The sequence below is a fragment of the Stenotrophomonas sp. YJH_SMC_14-1 genome, assembly GCF_059372275.1.
This window is the reverse complement of sequence record NZ_JCAFVK010000012.1, coordinates 15,757-29,447: the sequence shown is the minus strand read 5'-3', so window position 1 is coordinate 29,447 and position 13,691 is coordinate 15,757. Positions and strand designations below refer to the sequence as shown.

At 68.3% G+C, this 13,691-nt stretch carries 13 protein-coding genes; 2 read left to right on the top strand and 11 right to left on the bottom strand.

All coding sequences use genetic code 11. From position 1 onward, the window contains the following. The first annotated feature begins 170 nt into the window (after positions 1–170). Positions 171–605, top strand: a complete 435-nt coding sequence (locus AC5P9P_RS19105) for a RidA family protein (RefSeq protein WP_005410065.1) — start codon at positions 171–173, stop codon at positions 603–605. Here the strand turns inward: AC5P9P_RS19105 and AC5P9P_RS19100 are convergent. The 9 genes from AC5P9P_RS19100 to AC5P9P_RS19060 all read right to left on the bottom strand — a co-directional run bounded on the left by AC5P9P_RS19100 (position 602) and on the right by AC5P9P_RS19060 (position 8,481). Next, on the bottom strand, positions 602–1,315 hold the full coding sequence (locus AC5P9P_RS19100) for an energy transducer TonB family protein (protein ID WP_049402503.1): 714 nt from the start codon (positions 1,313–1,315) through the stop codon (positions 602–604). The two genes, AC5P9P_RS19105 and AC5P9P_RS19100, sit on opposite strands and share 4 nt — an antisense overlap. Then, a complete protein-coding gene (locus AC5P9P_RS19095; RefSeq protein WP_033833927.1) occupies positions 1,308–2,108 on the bottom strand; it encodes a ChaN family lipoprotein in 801 nt (266 codons plus the stop codon). Before AC5P9P_RS19095 ends, AC5P9P_RS19100 begins: the two co-directional genes overlap by 8 nt. Further along, positions 2,095–4,566 (bottom strand): TonB-dependent receptor, encoded by a 2,472-nt coding sequence (locus AC5P9P_RS19090; RefSeq protein ID WP_495233030.1) that lies wholly within the window; start codon positions 4,564–4,566, stop codon positions 2,095–2,097. Before AC5P9P_RS19090 ends, AC5P9P_RS19095 begins: the two co-directional genes overlap by 14 nt. Positions 4,567–4,630: 64 nt before the next feature. Next, positions 4,631–5,557 (bottom strand): FecR family protein, encoded by a 927-nt coding sequence (locus AC5P9P_RS19085; RefSeq protein ID WP_495233029.1) that lies wholly within the window; start codon positions 5,555–5,557, stop codon positions 4,631–4,633. Continuing rightward, the gene (locus AC5P9P_RS19080; protein ID WP_033833924.1) at positions 5,554–6,063 is read right to left on the bottom strand and encodes an RNA polymerase sigma factor; all 510 of its coding nucleotides are present in this window, start codon (positions 6,061–6,063) and stop codon (positions 5,554–5,556) included. Before AC5P9P_RS19080 ends, AC5P9P_RS19085 begins: the two co-directional genes overlap by 4 nt. Positions 6,064–6,187: 124 nt before the next feature. After that, positions 6,188–6,694: a hypothetical protein gene (locus AC5P9P_RS19075; RefSeq protein ID WP_033833941.1), complete on the bottom strand. Its 507-nt coding sequence runs from the start codon at positions 6,692–6,694 to the stop codon at positions 6,188–6,190. A 94-nt stretch (positions 6,695–6,788) separates the two neighbouring features. Further along, positions 6,789–7,013, bottom strand: a complete 225-nt coding sequence (locus AC5P9P_RS19070; RefSeq protein WP_005410058.1) for a hypothetical protein — start codon at positions 7,011–7,013, stop codon at positions 6,789–6,791. After that, a complete protein-coding gene (locus tag AC5P9P_RS19065) occupies positions 7,010–7,711 on the bottom strand; it encodes a glutamine amidotransferase (protein ID WP_033833923.1) in 702 nt (233 codons plus the stop codon). Before AC5P9P_RS19065 ends, AC5P9P_RS19070 begins: the two co-directional genes overlap by 4 nt. After that, positions 7,708–8,481, bottom strand: a complete 774-nt coding sequence (locus tag AC5P9P_RS19060) for a YggS family pyridoxal phosphate-dependent enzyme (protein WP_033833922.1) — start codon at positions 8,479–8,481, stop codon at positions 7,708–7,710. The genes AC5P9P_RS19065 and AC5P9P_RS19060 overlap by 4 nt, the downstream gene beginning before the upstream one ends. Positions 8,482–8,557: 76 nt before the next feature. On the opposite strand from AC5P9P_RS19060, the gene ptsJ reads away from it, so the two are divergent. After that, a complete protein-coding gene (gene ptsJ, locus AC5P9P_RS19055) occupies positions 8,558–9,844 on the top strand; it encodes a MocR-like B6 salvage transcription factor PtsJ (protein ID WP_033833921.1) in 1,287 nt (428 codons plus the stop codon). Positions 9,845–9,876: 32 nt separating this feature from the next. On the opposite strand, the gene AC5P9P_RS19050 is transcribed toward ptsJ, so the two are convergent. After that, entirely contained in the window at positions 9,877–10,383 is a 507-nt protein-coding gene (locus tag AC5P9P_RS19050; protein WP_005410054.1) for a hypothetical protein, read from the bottom strand. A 191-nt stretch (positions 10,384–10,574) separates the two neighbouring features. Beyond that, a complete protein-coding gene (locus AC5P9P_RS19045; RefSeq protein WP_495233028.1) occupies positions 10,575–13,685 on the bottom strand; it encodes an error-prone DNA polymerase in 3,111 nt (1,036 codons plus the stop codon). Positions 13,686–13,691: the final 6 nt, after the last annotated feature.

Here is a 13,691-nt window from a genome sequence, read left to right as displayed (position 1 = left end):
GTAGAGTCGAGATTGCTCGACTGCTTTTCGTCAGCGGAAGTCGAGCAGGCTCGATTCCACGGGATCGCGTGATCGTTGCGCGTGGCAGACCGGTCTGTTGCACCGGATCCGTTTGACCTCAACCGGGGTTGAGGTCACAGACTGCCGGCAACCCCCACGAAGCGCGCGGCATGAACCTGCTGACCACACCGGACTTCAGCCATGGCCTGCTGGAGCTGTTCAATCCGCCGGGCCTCTACGATCCTTCGGCCAACGGCTACTCACACGTGGCGGTGGTGCGCCTGCCGGCACGGGTGATCCACGTGGCCGGGCAGGGCGGTGAAGACGCGCAGGGCCGTCTCTCGCCCAGCTTCGAAGACCAGGTCGGGCAGGCGCTGGACAACCTGCAGACCGCGCTGCGCTCGGCGCAGGCAAGCCTGGTTGATGTGGCGCGGTTGCGCATCCTGGTGGTCGGCCACGATGAGGACCGGCTGGGCATCATTGCCCACCAGGTACGGCGACGCTGGCCGAACCGTGCGGCGCCCACCTGCACGCTGATCCCGGTGCCGCGACTGGCGCTGGACGGCATGCTGTTCGAGATCGAGGCGGAGGCCTACGCCGCCTAGCGCAGGTAGTACTCCACCGGCACCACCAGTTCCTGTGGTGCCTTCAGTTGATCGGGAATGGGCGGTAGTGGCTGCGCGCGACGGAAGGTCTGCAGCGCAGCGTCATCGAGCATCGGCTGGCCACTGGACTGTTCCAGCCGCAGAGCCAGCAGGCGGCCTTCGCGGTCGATGCTGGCCCTGACCCAGGCAGTGCCCTGCTGCCGGCGCGAGCGTGCGGCGGCAGGGTAATAGCGGTAACGCTCCAGCCGCGCCATCAGGCGGGCTTCCCACTGGTCGCTGGCGGCGCCGGCCTGGAAGTCCGCCGGTGGCGCGTCTGGAGCGGGCGGAGCGGCCGTGATCGATGCCGGTGCGGGACTGGCATCGGTCGCGGCCGCCGGCGGGGCGACCGGCAGCGGCGTTCGACCCGTCCCGCCCGTTTCGCTGGCGGCCAACTCGCCCTCGCGCGCGGCGGTGGGTTTCGGTGGCGGCGGCGACTTTGCCGGTTGCGATGCGCGCGCCTGCTGCGCCTGGCTGGGGGTGTCGGCCTGGCGCTCCTCTACGGGCTGTGGCGGCGTGGCCGGCGCCAGCAGGCGCAGGCTGATGCGCACGTCCTGCTCCGGCGGCGGCAGCATCGGCGGCGCTGCCACCCAGTGCACCAACAGCAGCAGGGGCAGCAGGTGCAGGACGGCGGTGATCGCGATCGCCTGCCAGTGTTGGCCGCGCTCACTCATCGTCCAGCACCCACAGCAGATCGGCATCCGCCGCATCCACGGTTTCACCCGGCGAAGCCAATGCGATCACCAGCGCAGGCGTAGCCGGTGACAGGTAGCCCGGTACCCCGGTACCGCGCAGTACATGCCAGCGCCCCGCTACCAGCAGCGCCGGCGCGGGCGCATCGAGCAGCACCTGTGCCATGCGTGTGTCGCGGGCCTGTTGCACGGCCAGCATCCCTTCCAGCATCGGTGCTGCGTCTGCGTGCTGGGCCAGCACCACCGCCGACAGGCGCTGGCGGGCAGCGGCCACCGGGAACCGTACGCCCTTGGTGGACGCGAGCAGCGCGTTGACCTCGGCACGCGACAGGTTGCCGCCGAACAGCGGCGTGCCTGCATCGGCAGCATCCTGTACCAGCCCGCCATACGCGGCCCACGGCCAACGCGTATCCCAGTCCAGCAGTTCCTGCAGGCGTGCACCTTCGGCCTGGTTGCCCTTGGCCAGCCAGCGCTGCACCCGCTGCAGGCGTGGCTGGCGCTCGCTGGCGATCATTTCCAGCACCAGCGAACCCTGCGGGCGCCGCCGCTGCAGCGCCTGCAGCAGCCAGCGCTGGGCGGCGTGGTCTCCGGCGAGGTCATGGCGCTCACCCAGCATCAGCCTCTGGGCGTCCGCCGCATACGCCACGAACGCGGCTTCGTCCAGGTGCCGGCCGTTGGCCAGGTCGATCACTGAGCCAGGCATCGGCTGCGCGCTGGCCACGGTCGCCAGCGCGAGCAGGCATACGGGCAGCCAGCGACGGCTAGAACGCCACATTGACGCCCATCGAGACGGTACGGCCACGGCCGTTGCCGCGGTCCAGGATCGGGCTGAAGATGCTGTCGATCGAGGCATTGTTGTCATAGGCCTTGTTCTGCAGGTTTTCGATGTTCAGCCACAGCGTGGTGTTGGCCTGGGGCTTGAAGCTGGCGTAGAAGTCGAGCAGCACGCCGGTGCCGCCGGTCTTGCGGGTCTGGAAGAAGTCGTAGCCTTCCTCGGTCGGCCCGGAGTACTCGGCGCGCAGGCCGGCCTGCACGCGCTGCTGCCACCAGCGGCCGCCCACGTCCAGCGTCCAGTAGCGGTCGGGCAGGGCGGTGATGTCTTCCAGGTTGACGAACTCGATGGCCGGCGCACTGGTGTGCGAGCGGGTCCAGCTCAGCGTGGCGTGGTAGTGCTCGCTGGCGTAATGCGCTTCCAGTTCGATACCGCGCATGCGCACCACGCCGGGGTGGTTCATCCAGCGCGTGGTGGTGCTGAAGTCGTCCACGTCCAGCGCATCGGTCCAGGCAGTGAGCTGCGGATCGCTGTCGATCGGCACCACGAACGGTTCCACTTCCGGCGGATGCACGATCAGCAGGTACTGCGGCTTGATGTAGTCGCGGATGCGGTTGTCGAAGCGGGTGATCCGCAGCTGTGCCAGGTCACCGTCGACCAGCAGCGAGTCGGTGCTGAGGTCGGCACCGACCTGCAGGTTGCGCGAGCGCTCGCGGCGCAGGAACGGGTTGGCGCCCACGCCATCGGCATCGCTCATGCCTTCCAGCGGGATCTTCTCGAAGAACATCTCCTGCACCCGCGGCGGGCGGGAAGTACGCGAGGCTTCTGCGAACAACTGCAGCCAGTCGGTGGCCTGCCACGATACCGCCAGGCTGGGGCTGAGGGCGCGCTGGGTACGGCGCACGTCGATGCCGCCACCGTTGATCTCCGCGCACTGGCCGGGCACATCCGAGCACACCGGGATGTGGCCACGGATGCCGAAGCGGTCCTGGCGCAGGCCGGCGGTCAGCGCGTAGATGCCGTACTGCAGCTCCAGCGTGCTGAACAAGCTGTCCAGCTGGCTGCGACCTTGCGGGTTGGCACCGCGCAGGACGGGGGTATCGGCCACATAGATGTCCGACTGGTGCTTGATGCCGGTGTTCCAGCGCGCCTGCAGTGCCCCGATGTCGAAGCGGCTGGTGTTGTCAACGGTCCAGCTGCTCAGGTTGCTGTGGGTGCGGCGACCGATGTAGCTGGAATCCTCCACTGGCGGATAGAACAGCCGGGTCTTGTTGCCGGCGAAGGTTGCACGCAGGTCGATCCACGGCGAATAGGGCGTGTAGTGGTAGCTGGCGCGCTGGTTGCGCGCGGAAATCTGCCACGGATAGTTGTGGTAGAAGTCGTTTTCGTAACGCATGTGGCTCAGGTCCAGCCGGTGCTGGTCGCTGGGCTGCAGGCGTGCTTTCAACAGCCAGCTGCTGGGCTGCTGGCTGCCCGGGTCGGCGTTGTTCTTCTGCCCACGCGCGGTCGCGTATTCGCTGCTGCGGCTGCTGCTGGCAGCGGCCAGCAGGCCGAACTGGCGGTCGCCACCCTCTTCACCGTGGCGCCAGGCACCGGCGAAGGTACGGCCGCTGCCGTAGCCGTTGTTGCCGTGGCGATAGCCTGCACGCAGGCCCCAGTCACGGCCCTCACCGAGCAGATCGTCGATATCCAGCGTGCGGAAGTTGGCACTGCCGGCCAGCGTACCCGCACCATCACCACCGGCGACCGCACCGCGTTGCACGTCCACGCCGGCCAGCAGGAAAGGATCGACATAGGCGAACGGACCACCCGAGCCATGCCCGGCATTGTTGCGGAAGGTCTGGGTGACACCGTCGATCATGGTGTTGACCCGGCCAGCACCGGTCATGCCGCGGATGTTGACCTGCAGGCCCGGCTGGCTGCGCGAATGGAAGCTGTGGGTGCCAGGCATCGAGCGCAGCAGGCTGTTGCCTTCCTGGCGTTCGGGCATCGCCACGCGCTCGCTGCCGATCGAAGGCGCAAAGCCATCGCGGGTGGCTGGTACATACTGGCTGGCACCTGCACCGGGGGAATGGCCGTGCGCGGTATTGCCCTGCACCCGCAAGGGCCCGGTGCGGCGGCTGCCATCGCCGCGCTCGGCCGGCGCCGGCTCCAGAGTGGCGCGGCGCGCATCGATGAAGCGCGGGCGCAGGCCGCTGCCCGCCAGCAGGCGCGTCAGGGCCTGCGCATCGTCGAAGTCACCGCGAAGGGCCGGCGCGGCATGGCCAGCGGGAAGCGCCGCGCCGATCACCAGATCGACACCGGTCAGCCGGCTGTAGGCGTCCAGCGCGGCCGCCAGTGGCTGGGCGGGCAGATCGTAGCTTCGAGTGGCGGCCTGCGCGTGGGCGCTGTTTGGCAGCAGTGGAACGGTGCTGGCGCAGGCCAGCGACAGGGCGAGGACAAGGGGGCGGGGGCACAGCATCGGGGGCTCCAGGGGCTGACGCAGAGCGTCGTCATCCCGGGTAGACGCAGCCGCAGGCCGGATGTCAGGGTCCATCACGCCGTTCCCTGCGTGGCGGCAGCCACACCTGTATGCCGTCGCCGAGGCGCAGCACGCGCACCTGCAACTGAGTGGCCAACTGGTCGCGGTTGCTGGCTGCGCCGTCGGTACTGCCAAGCAGGGTGACCGGCTGCTGGCGCAGCTGCTCGCCGATGACCCACGTGTGCCCGCCGTGCCAGCGGTCCAGGCCCTGCGTGACGTCGGCCAGCGGGGCCGAGACCCAGTGCAGGCGCCGCTCGCGCCAGGCCAGTGTTCCGGGGGCGGTGGTTGTTGCATCGGCTGTTGACTGCCCATCGAAGCGCAGCTGCTCGCCGTCGTTGGCCAGCATGCTGGCGTTGCCGCTGTCCACGCGCACGCGATGCTCGGTAACGGTGACCACGCTGCTGTTGCCCTGCACGGCAAGATCGAATGCGGTCCCCAGTGCAGTGACGGTGCCCTGCGGGGTGTGCACCTGGAAGGGCCGGTCGGCATCGGCGGCGACCTGGAACCAGGCCTGGCCACGCTGCAACTGGAGCTGGCGGCGCTGCCCATCGATGCGCACCTTCACTTCGCTGCCGGGTGACAGCAGGACATGCGAACCATCCGGAAGGGTCTCCTCGCGGATCTCGCCAGCGGCCGTACGCAGTACCTGCGCCAGCGGCGGCGAGGCATGGCGGCTGTAGAGACCCAGCGCACACAGCAACAGAACCGCAATGCCGGCTTCGCGCAGGCGACGGCGTTGCCTGCGCTGCTGTTGCCGCTGCAGGCTGGGCAGCGTCGCGCCTGCCTGCCACAGGTGCTGCAGATACTGGTACTGCGCGGCATGGCGAGGGTCGGCCTGGTACCACTGGTCGAACGCGTTCTCGTCGCGGTCACCGTCGTGCCCGTCCAGCCACCAGCGTGCGGCTTCACGCGCGATCGCGTCCTGGCTCATGCGCCGGGCACCTGCTGGAGGGCGACGAGGGCGCGCAGCAGATGGCCGTGCGCGGTCTGCCGGCTGATGCCGAGCTGGCGCCCGATCTCAGCCAGCGCCAATTGTTCAACCCGCGCCAGCAGGAACACCTGGCGCGAGCGCGGTGGCAGCGCGGCGATGATCGCGTCGAGGTGGCGCAGCTGTTCGGCGTCGAGCAGTCGCTGCTCGGGCAGTGGTGCAGGATCGGCGATGGCCTGCAACTGCGTGTCATCCAGTACCTCTTCGCGACGGCGCTGGCGCTGCCGGTAGTGATCCGCGATCAGGTTGTGGGCGACGCGGTACAGATAGGCGCGGCCGTTGCTCAGCAGGCCGCTGGCGGCGACTTTGACGACACGCAGCCAGGTTTCCTGGACGACGTCATCGGCGTCGCTGCGTTGCGGGAGTTTGCGGCGGACATGGGCGTGCAGCGGCCGGTAATGGGCCGCGCACAGCTGCGCGACATCCGTCGGTTCGACAGGCGTGGACACGGGGCGGGCGACAACTGGGAAAGGGAACAGCCCGCGGCGGCAAGGGCAGCGGCTGCACCTTACAGCAAAAGAGAATCATTTGCATCCATGGCGCGAGGCACGGCACGCATGGGTCACCGCGGCGTCAGCGCGGACGATAGTCGCAGTGGATCTGCAGGGCTTCGGTGGCGTTGTGATGCAGCTCGAAGCCGCACTGCTGCAGGCTGCGCTTCACCTGCACGACGGCTTCGGAATGACGGGCAACGCGACGATCCTGCCAGCGCAGTGGGGTGAACACGCCCAGGGGCAGCAGCCGCAGCCGCTTGCCGTGCAGTACCAGTGAGACATCGACATGACGGCCATCGATGTCGTGGCCGTTGGCACCGAAAATGGCATCGATCTCATCGCGGCGTTGCGGGTAGCAGGTGCGGAATGCTGCGATGCCGAGCCGTCGTACCGCGCGGCGGAAGCCACCGAGACGGCTGTGGCCGGGTTCGAAGCCACGGGTGAGCAGCAGGCGCAACCCGGCAGGCAGCATCGCCTGCGCGTCGAGCAGGCGTTGCAGTACCTCTTCTTCCAGTTGGATGCGGGTGGAGGGCCAGCGCGGGGCGATGAGCAGTCCGTGGTGGTTGCCGCGTTGCAGGGTCAACATGCGTGAAGCTTCGCACGCGGGCGAACAGCCGCGGTAGTGCCGGCCGCTGGCCGGCAGATCCGGGTGCCGGCCAGCAGCCGGCACCACCATCGGGTCAGATGTCGCGGTACTGGATCTGCGAAGCCAGTACCCGCAGGCCATCGGCATTGCTGGACAGGATGCGCTCTTCGCCGACACCTTTCTGCCGTTTCAGCTGGAAGCCCTGATCGGCAGGCAGCTGTGCGGCAATGGCGTCCATGCGTTGCAGGGCATCGGGGCCGCTGCAGTCGAAGTGGCCCCAGTGGGCGCCATCGCGGTGGATCTGCAATCGGTAGTTCATTGCGGTGTCTCCGGCAGGTCCTGCAGCCAATGGTCGAACATCGCGGTGGCGGCCGCAGCCAGCGGTGCGCCATAGCGACGCGCCTGCGCACGCAGGTCGTTGGGATCGATGCCGGCCTGGGCCAGCTCCAGCGTGTGGCCGATCAGCCAGCGCTCGAACTGGCGGGCGTCCAGTTCCGGATGGCATTGCAGGGCCAGTGCGTGGCTGCCGATGGCGAAGGCCTGGTGACGGCAGGCCGGCGTGCTGGCCAGGCGGCGTGCACCGGCCGGAAGTTCGAACGCCTCACCATGCCAATGCAGTACCGGAATGCCCTGCAGGGACTGCAGCGGAGAACGCTGGCCTTCATCGGTCAGCAGCAGTGGCGCAAAGCCGATTTCCTTGCCACCACTGGGAGCGACACTGGCACCGAGTGCGCGCGCCATCAGCTGTGCACCCAGGCAGATGCCCAGGGTCGGCCGCTGCCGCTGCAGCCGGCGCTGCAGCAGGGCAATGCTGTCGTTGACGAAGGGGTAGGTCCCTGTGTCATTGGCACTGATGGGACCGCCCAGCACGACCAGCAGGTCGGCGGTTTCGGCGTCATCGAGCGCATCGACGCCGGCCTGCAGCGGCTGCAGCTGCCAGCCTTGCGCCAACAGCAGTGGCTGCAGGGTGCCGAGGTCTTCAAAGCCAACGTGCTGCAGGACAACCGCGTGCTTCATGCCGGGGCTCCGCTGTTCGGCCAGTAGAAGCTGTCCGGGGTGGCGCGGGCGCCGAAAATGGCCTGGCCGACGCGGACCACGGTGGCACCTTCCTCGATGGCCACTTCGAAATCACCGGACATGCCCATCGAGAGCTGCGACAGGTCCAGGTCGGGCGGGGCGGTGCGTTGCAGCTGGTCGCGCAGTTCGCGCAGGCGCACGAAGCAGGCGCGCACGCGTTCGACGTCGGGGGTGAAGATGGCCAGGGTCATCAGGCCGCGCACGCGCAGGCGATCGAAGGCTGGCAGCTGTTGCACGAAGGCCTCGACCGCGTCGGGTTCCAGTCCGTACTTGCTGGGTTCGGCCGAGGTGTTGACCTGCACGAACACATCCAGGGTGCGCTCTTCCAGTTGCAGGCGCTGCTGCAGGGCCTTGGCTACGCGCAGGCTGTCCAGCGCCTGGAACTCGCTGGCAAAGCGCGCCACGTAGCGCGCCTTGTTGGTCTGCAGATGGCCGATCACCGACCAGTGCACGCCCAGGTCGGCCATCGCTTCGGCCTTGCGTTGTGCCTCCTGCACCTTGTTCTCGCCAAGTTCGTGGCAGCCTGCGGCCACCGCCATGCGGATGCGGGCTTCATCGACGGTCTTGCTGACCGGCAGCAGGCGCACGCTGGCCGGGTCCCGGCCGACGCGGGCGCAGGCATCGGCGATGCGTTGGCGCACCGTGATCAGGTTGGCGGCGATCTGTTCAACGGACTGGGCGACGGGCCAGTCGGCGGCGGCAAGGGGCATGCGGGCACCTCCAATGCAGGGCGGTCAGGGTGGGATACACTGGCACAGGACAAGAGATATTTTGGCATAGGACAAAATGAAAATCACCGGGCACAGTGCCGAGTCGATCTTCGACAGCATCCGTGAGGGCATCGGCGAGGGCCGCCTGCCGGCCGGCAGCGTGCTGCCGCCGGTGCGTGAACTGGCCGAGCAGCTGGGCGTGAACCGCAACACCGTGGCCGCTGCCTACAAGCGCCTGGATGCGGCGGGCCTGGCCAGCACGGCGGGCCGCCGCGGCACGGTGGTGCGTGGCCTGCCGCCGCCGCTGGCGCGCGAGGGCAGTACGCCCGGGCTGGCGCTGCAGGACCTGGCCGGTGGCAATCCGGATCCGCGCCTGCTGCCGAACCTGCGCCTGGCCCCGGCCGCACCGCGGCTGTATGGCGTGGGCACGGTCGACCCGAGGTTGCAGGCGCTGGCGCGCGCCTCGCTGGATGCGGACTGCCCGGCGGGTTATGCGCTGGAGCTGACCCATGGCGCGGTCGATGGCATTGAACGCCTGCTGGCGGCCTGGCTGCTGCCGGGGGATCGCATCGCGGTGGAGGATCCGTGCTTCCTCGGCAGCCTCAATGTGCTCAATGCCGTGGGCCACGCGCCGTTGCCGGTGGCGGTGGACGCGCATGGCATGCAGGTCGAATCACTTCGGCAGGCGCTGGAGGCCGGTGCACGCGCGGTGCTGCTGACCCCGCGTGCGCACAACCCGACCGGGGCCAGCCTGGATGCGAAGCGGGCACGGGCGTTGCGCCAGCTGCTGGCGGCCTACCCGCAGGTGGCGGTGCTGGTCGACGATCATTACGCGCTGCTTTCGCAGCAGGCCTACCACTCGGTACTGCCGCTGGATGGCCGGCGCTGGGCGCTGTTGCGTTCGTTGTCCAAACCGCTCGGCCCCGACCTGCGCCTGGCCTGGTTGGCCTGCGATGAAGAAACCGCGATGCGGTTGCGGCTGCGATTGGCGTCCGGCACCGGCTGGGTCAGTCATCTGCTGCAGGATGCGGCGACGTCGGTGCTGGCGTCGGCAACGCAGCGGGCGAAGATCGCCTCGGCAGGTGAGCGTTACCGGCAGCGCCTGCAGTCGCTGCAGGAGTTGCTGCGCGCGCGTGGCATGCCGACGCCGCTGCCAATGGAGGGATTGAACTTGTGGCTGCCGTTGTCGGCTGACAGCCATCCTCAGGTGCTGGCACTGGCTTCGCGCGGATGGCATGTGCGGGCGGGCGAAGTGTTCGCGGTGGCGGCGCCGGGACATGGCCTGCGCATCACCTGTGCGGCGCTGGGGACGACGCAGCTGCGGCAGCTGGCCGATGACCTGGCGGCCGTGTGCGGGGTGTAGCGTCGAGCATGGCTCGACGCTACAGAAGCCGATCAGGGCGCGGCGTTGGCGCCAGGGCGCACGTAGTAGGACTGGCCGCTGTCATCGACGAACATCAGCTCCGGCTTGCCCTGCCAGGAGGTGAGCATGGCGCCGGTGTTGTTCTGGTGCTTGACCATCAGGCTGGCGCCGCGGTCCGGATTGGCGACGACCTTGAATACTTCGGTAGTGCCGGTGGCATCGTCGAGGGTGAGCAGGGCTTCGCCGCCGCGGTCGCTGGTGCCATAACCACCACGCTCGGAACCGTCGGGGCCAAGCAGGATCAGGCCAGACAGGGCGGTGGCGCGCGGCCCCTGGGTGCGGCCCTGGCTGAGCGGGTCGGGGACCGGTGCGCCGAGGATCACCCGCGGCTGGCCGCTTGCATCGTGGATGACCAGGCCGCGTGCTTCGATGATGCGCTGTGGCGATTGGCTGCGATGCAGGTTCCAGGCGGTCCAGCCGGAAACAAGCAGGGCGAGGGTGGAGACCACCAGGGTGGTCAGCAGCAGCGCACGGGGCATCGGGTGGTCCTTCCTTGGATGTGCCGACGATAGCGGATGCAAAAGGCGATGGGTAGAGTCGACTGTCAGTCGACTGCTGTTCGATCAGATCACGGAGATTCCCGCGCTGGCGCGCGCAAGTCGACTGACAGTCGACTCTACCTCTACCTGCTCGACATCACCCAGTGGCCATTACGCGGTGATTCCCGGCGTCAGTGGAAATCGCGGCTGTGGCTGCGCAGTCCCTGCAGCAGTTCATCCAGGCAGTGCATGCGTTGCACGATGACGTGCTGGACGCCATCGACGCGTTCCAGGCGACCATCGATCTGCATCAGCTGGGTATCGACCAGCACCCGGTGCTGGCGATCGGCCAGGTGCCGCCAGACCACGGCGTTGACCATGCCGGTCTCATCCTCGAGCGTGAGGAAGGTGACACCGCTGGCGGTCTGTGGACGCTGGCGCATGCGTACCAGACCGGCGATGCGCACGCGACGGCCATGGCCATGGCCCGCCAGTTGCGCGGCATCCAGGCAGCCACGGCTGCGCAGCTGCGCGCGCAGGAATGAGATCGGATGGCGGCCGAGGGTGGTGCCGGTGCTGCGGTAATCGGCCTGCATGTCCTCCCAGGCGCTGGGCAGGGGCAACGGCACGCGGGCTTCGGCGGTGGCGCGGGCCTGGTCGAACAGCGGCAGCCGGTTTTCCACGCCGGAGATATCCCAGCGTGCACGATGGCGATGGCCACTGAGCCCACGCAACGCACCGGCATCGGCCAGCAGGCCCTGCTGGCGGCGGTCCAGGGCGGTGCGCTGGCACAGGTCGCCGACATCGTCGAACGGGCGCCGCGCACGTTCGCGCATGATGGCCTGCACGGCGGGTTCATTGCAGCCATCGACCAGGCGCAGGCCGAGCCGGATCGCCGCCGGCCCCTTGCTGAAATCCAGGGTGCAGTCCCAGTCGCTGTGGCGCACGTCCACCGGCAGCACGCGGATGCCGTGCCGGCGCGCGTCCTGCAGCAGCTGGTCGGGGCTGTAGAAGCCCAGCGGCTGGCTGTTGATCAGGCTGGCGGTGAACGCGGCGGGGTGATGGCATTTCAGCCAGCAGCTGTTATAGGTCAGCAGGGCGAAGCTGGCGGCGTGGCTTTCCGGGAAACCGTAATCACCGAAGCCCTTGATCTGCTCGAACAGGTGCTCGCCGTATTCGCGGCTGAAGCCGTTCTTGAGCATGCCGGCCAGCAGCTTCTCGCGATGCGGTTCCAGGCCGCCACGGCGCTTCCATGCCGCCATCGAGCGGCGCAGGGCATCGGCCTGGCCCGGCGTGTAGCCGGCCGCTTCCACTGCCAGCTGCATCACCTGTTCCTGGAACAGCGGCACGCCCAGCGTGCGTGCGAACACGCGTTCCAGCTGCGGTGGGTAGAGCGGGTTGTCCGGGTCGTTCAACGCGTCCGGTCCCTGTTCGCGCAGGATCCGGCGCCGCTCCAGATAGGGATGCACCATGTCGCCCTGGATCGGGCCAGGGCGCACGATCGCCACCTCGATCACCAGGTCATAGAACGTGCGTGGCTGCATGCGCGGCAGCATCGCCATCTGTGCGCGCGATTCGATCTGGAACACGCCGATGGTATCGGCGGCGCAGATCATGTCGAAGGTCTTTGCATCCTTGGGCGGGATCGCATCCATGCGTCCTTCATGCAGGCCGTGCTGCTTCAACATCGCCAGGCATTTGCGGATGGCGGTAAGCATGCCCAGCGCCAGGCAGTCGACCTTCATCAGGCCGGTGGCATCCAGATCGTCCTTGTCCCACTGGATGACGGTGCGGTCGGCCATCGCCGCGTTTTCCACCGGCACCAGGGTCGACAGCGGATGCTCGGAGATGACGAAACCACCCGGATGCTGAGACAGGTGGCGCGGGAAGTCGATCAGTTCATTGGTCAGTGACAGCAGCCGCCGCATCAGCGGCGTGTCCGGGTCGAAGCCGCGCTCGCGCAGGGTTTCCGGCAGCGGGATGCTGCCACCCCAGTGGTCCATCGCCGCGCCGAGTTCGTTGACCTGGTCCATCGGCAGGCCGAGCGCACGGGCGACGTCGCGGATCGCGCTGCGGCCACGGTAGCTGATTGCTACTGCGGTCAGTGCGGCGCGCTCGCGGCCATAGCGCTTGAACACGTACTGCAGCACTTCCTCGCGGCGCTCGTGCTCGAAGTCGATGTCGATGTCCGGCGGCTCATTGCGCTCGGCGGAGATGAAGCGCTCGAACAGCAGGTTGCTGCGTGCCGGGTCGATCTCGGTTACGCCCAGCACAAAGCACACCGTCGAATTGGCCGCCGAGCCACGCCCTTGGCAGAGGATGTCCTGGCTGCGGGCGAAGCGCACGATGTCATGCACGGTAAGGAAGTAGGAGGCGTAGTTTTTCTCCCGGATCAACGCCAGCTCATGTTCGATCTGCTTGCGCTGTGCGTCCTTGATGCCTTCTGGCCAACGCCAGGGAATCTTTTCTTCGACCAGCTCGCGCAGCCAGCTGTCCGGGTCATGCCCCTCCGGCACCAGCTCGCGTGGATAGGTGTACTGCAGCTGTTCCAGGGTGAAGTGGCAGCGCTCGGCGATGCGCAGGGTCTCGGCCAGCAGTTCGGGCGGATACAGCTGGGCCAGCGCGGTACGCGGGCGCAGGTGGCGCTCGCCGTTGGGGAACAGGCGCCAGCCGGCCTCGGCCACGCTGCAACGATGGCGGATCGCGGTCAGCGTGTCCTGCAGGGCGCGGCGGCGTCGCACGTGCATGTGCACATCGCCACTGGCGACCAGCGTCAGGCGGTGACGTTCGCCGAAGGCCTGCAGCTGCTGCAGGCGGCGTGCGTCGTCGTGCTCGTGGTGCAGTTCCACCGCCAGCCACAGCCGATCATTGAAGCCGGCGCGCAGCAGTTCCAGGTCGGTGGCGGCCGGTTGCCGGTCCAGCCACAGGCACAGCAGGCCGTCGGGCAGGCCGAGCAGGTCCTCGCGCAGGCAACGGTACTCGCCCTTGGCCGCGCGCCGCCGGCAGGTAGTTATCAACTGGCACAGCCCGGCATAGGCGGCCTGGTCGGTGCACAGCAGGGCCAGCTTGGGTCCGTCCTCGACCTGGAATTCGGCGCCGACGATCAGCGCCACGCCATGCGCCTTCGCCGCCTGCCAGGCACGCACGATGCCGGCCAGCGAGCATTCGTCGGTGATCGCCAACGCGCGGTAGCCCTGGCCGGCGGCGCGCGCGAACAGCTCTTCGGCGATCGAAGCACCACGCTGGAAACTGAAGGCCGACAGGCAGTGCAGTTCGGCGTAGCCGGGCAGTTCGCTGTGCATGGCGGC

Coding starts and splice junctions, on each gene's coding strand:
- AC5P9P_RS19105 (WP_005410065.1), top strand. CDS start 171: ATGAACCTGCTGACCACACCGGACTTCAGCCATGGCCTGCTGGAGCTG.
- AC5P9P_RS19100 (WP_049402503.1), bottom strand. CDS start 1,315: ATGAGTGAGCGCGGCCAACACTGGCAGGCGATCGCGATCACCGCCGTC.
- AC5P9P_RS19095 (WP_033833927.1), bottom strand. CDS start 2,108: ATGTGGCGTTCTAGCCGTCGCTGGCTGCCCGTATGCCTGCTCGCGCTG.
- AC5P9P_RS19090 (WP_495233030.1), bottom strand. CDS start 4,566: ATGCTGTGCCCCCGCCCCCTTGTCCTCGCCCTGTCGCTGGCCTGCGCC.
- AC5P9P_RS19085 (WP_495233029.1), bottom strand. CDS start 5,557: ATGAGCCAGGACGCGATCGCGCGTGAAGCCGCACGCTGGTGGCTGGAC.
- AC5P9P_RS19075 (WP_033833941.1), bottom strand. CDS start 6,694: ATGTTGACCCTGCAACGCGGCAACCACCACGGACTGCTCATCGCCCCG.
- AC5P9P_RS19070 (WP_005410058.1), bottom strand. CDS start 7,013: ATGAACTACCGATTGCAGATCCACCGCGATGGCGCCCACTGGGGCCAC.
- AC5P9P_RS19065 (WP_033833923.1), bottom strand. CDS start 7,711: ATGAAGCACGCGGTTGTCCTGCAGCACGTTGGCTTTGAAGACCTCGGC.
- AC5P9P_RS19060 (WP_033833922.1), bottom strand. CDS start 8,481: ATGCCCCTTGCCGCCGCCGACTGGCCCGTCGCCCAGTCCGTTGAACAG.
- ptsJ (WP_033833921.1), top strand. CDS start 8,558: ATGAAAATCACCGGGCACAGTGCCGAGTCGATCTTCGACAGCATCCGT.
- AC5P9P_RS19050 (WP_005410054.1), bottom strand. CDS start 10,383: ATGCCCCGTGCGCTGCTGCTGACCACCCTGGTGGTCTCCACCCTCGCC.
- AC5P9P_RS19045 (WP_495233028.1), bottom strand. CDS start 13,685: ATGCACAGCGAACTGCCCGGCTACGCCGAACTGCACTGCCTGTCGGCC.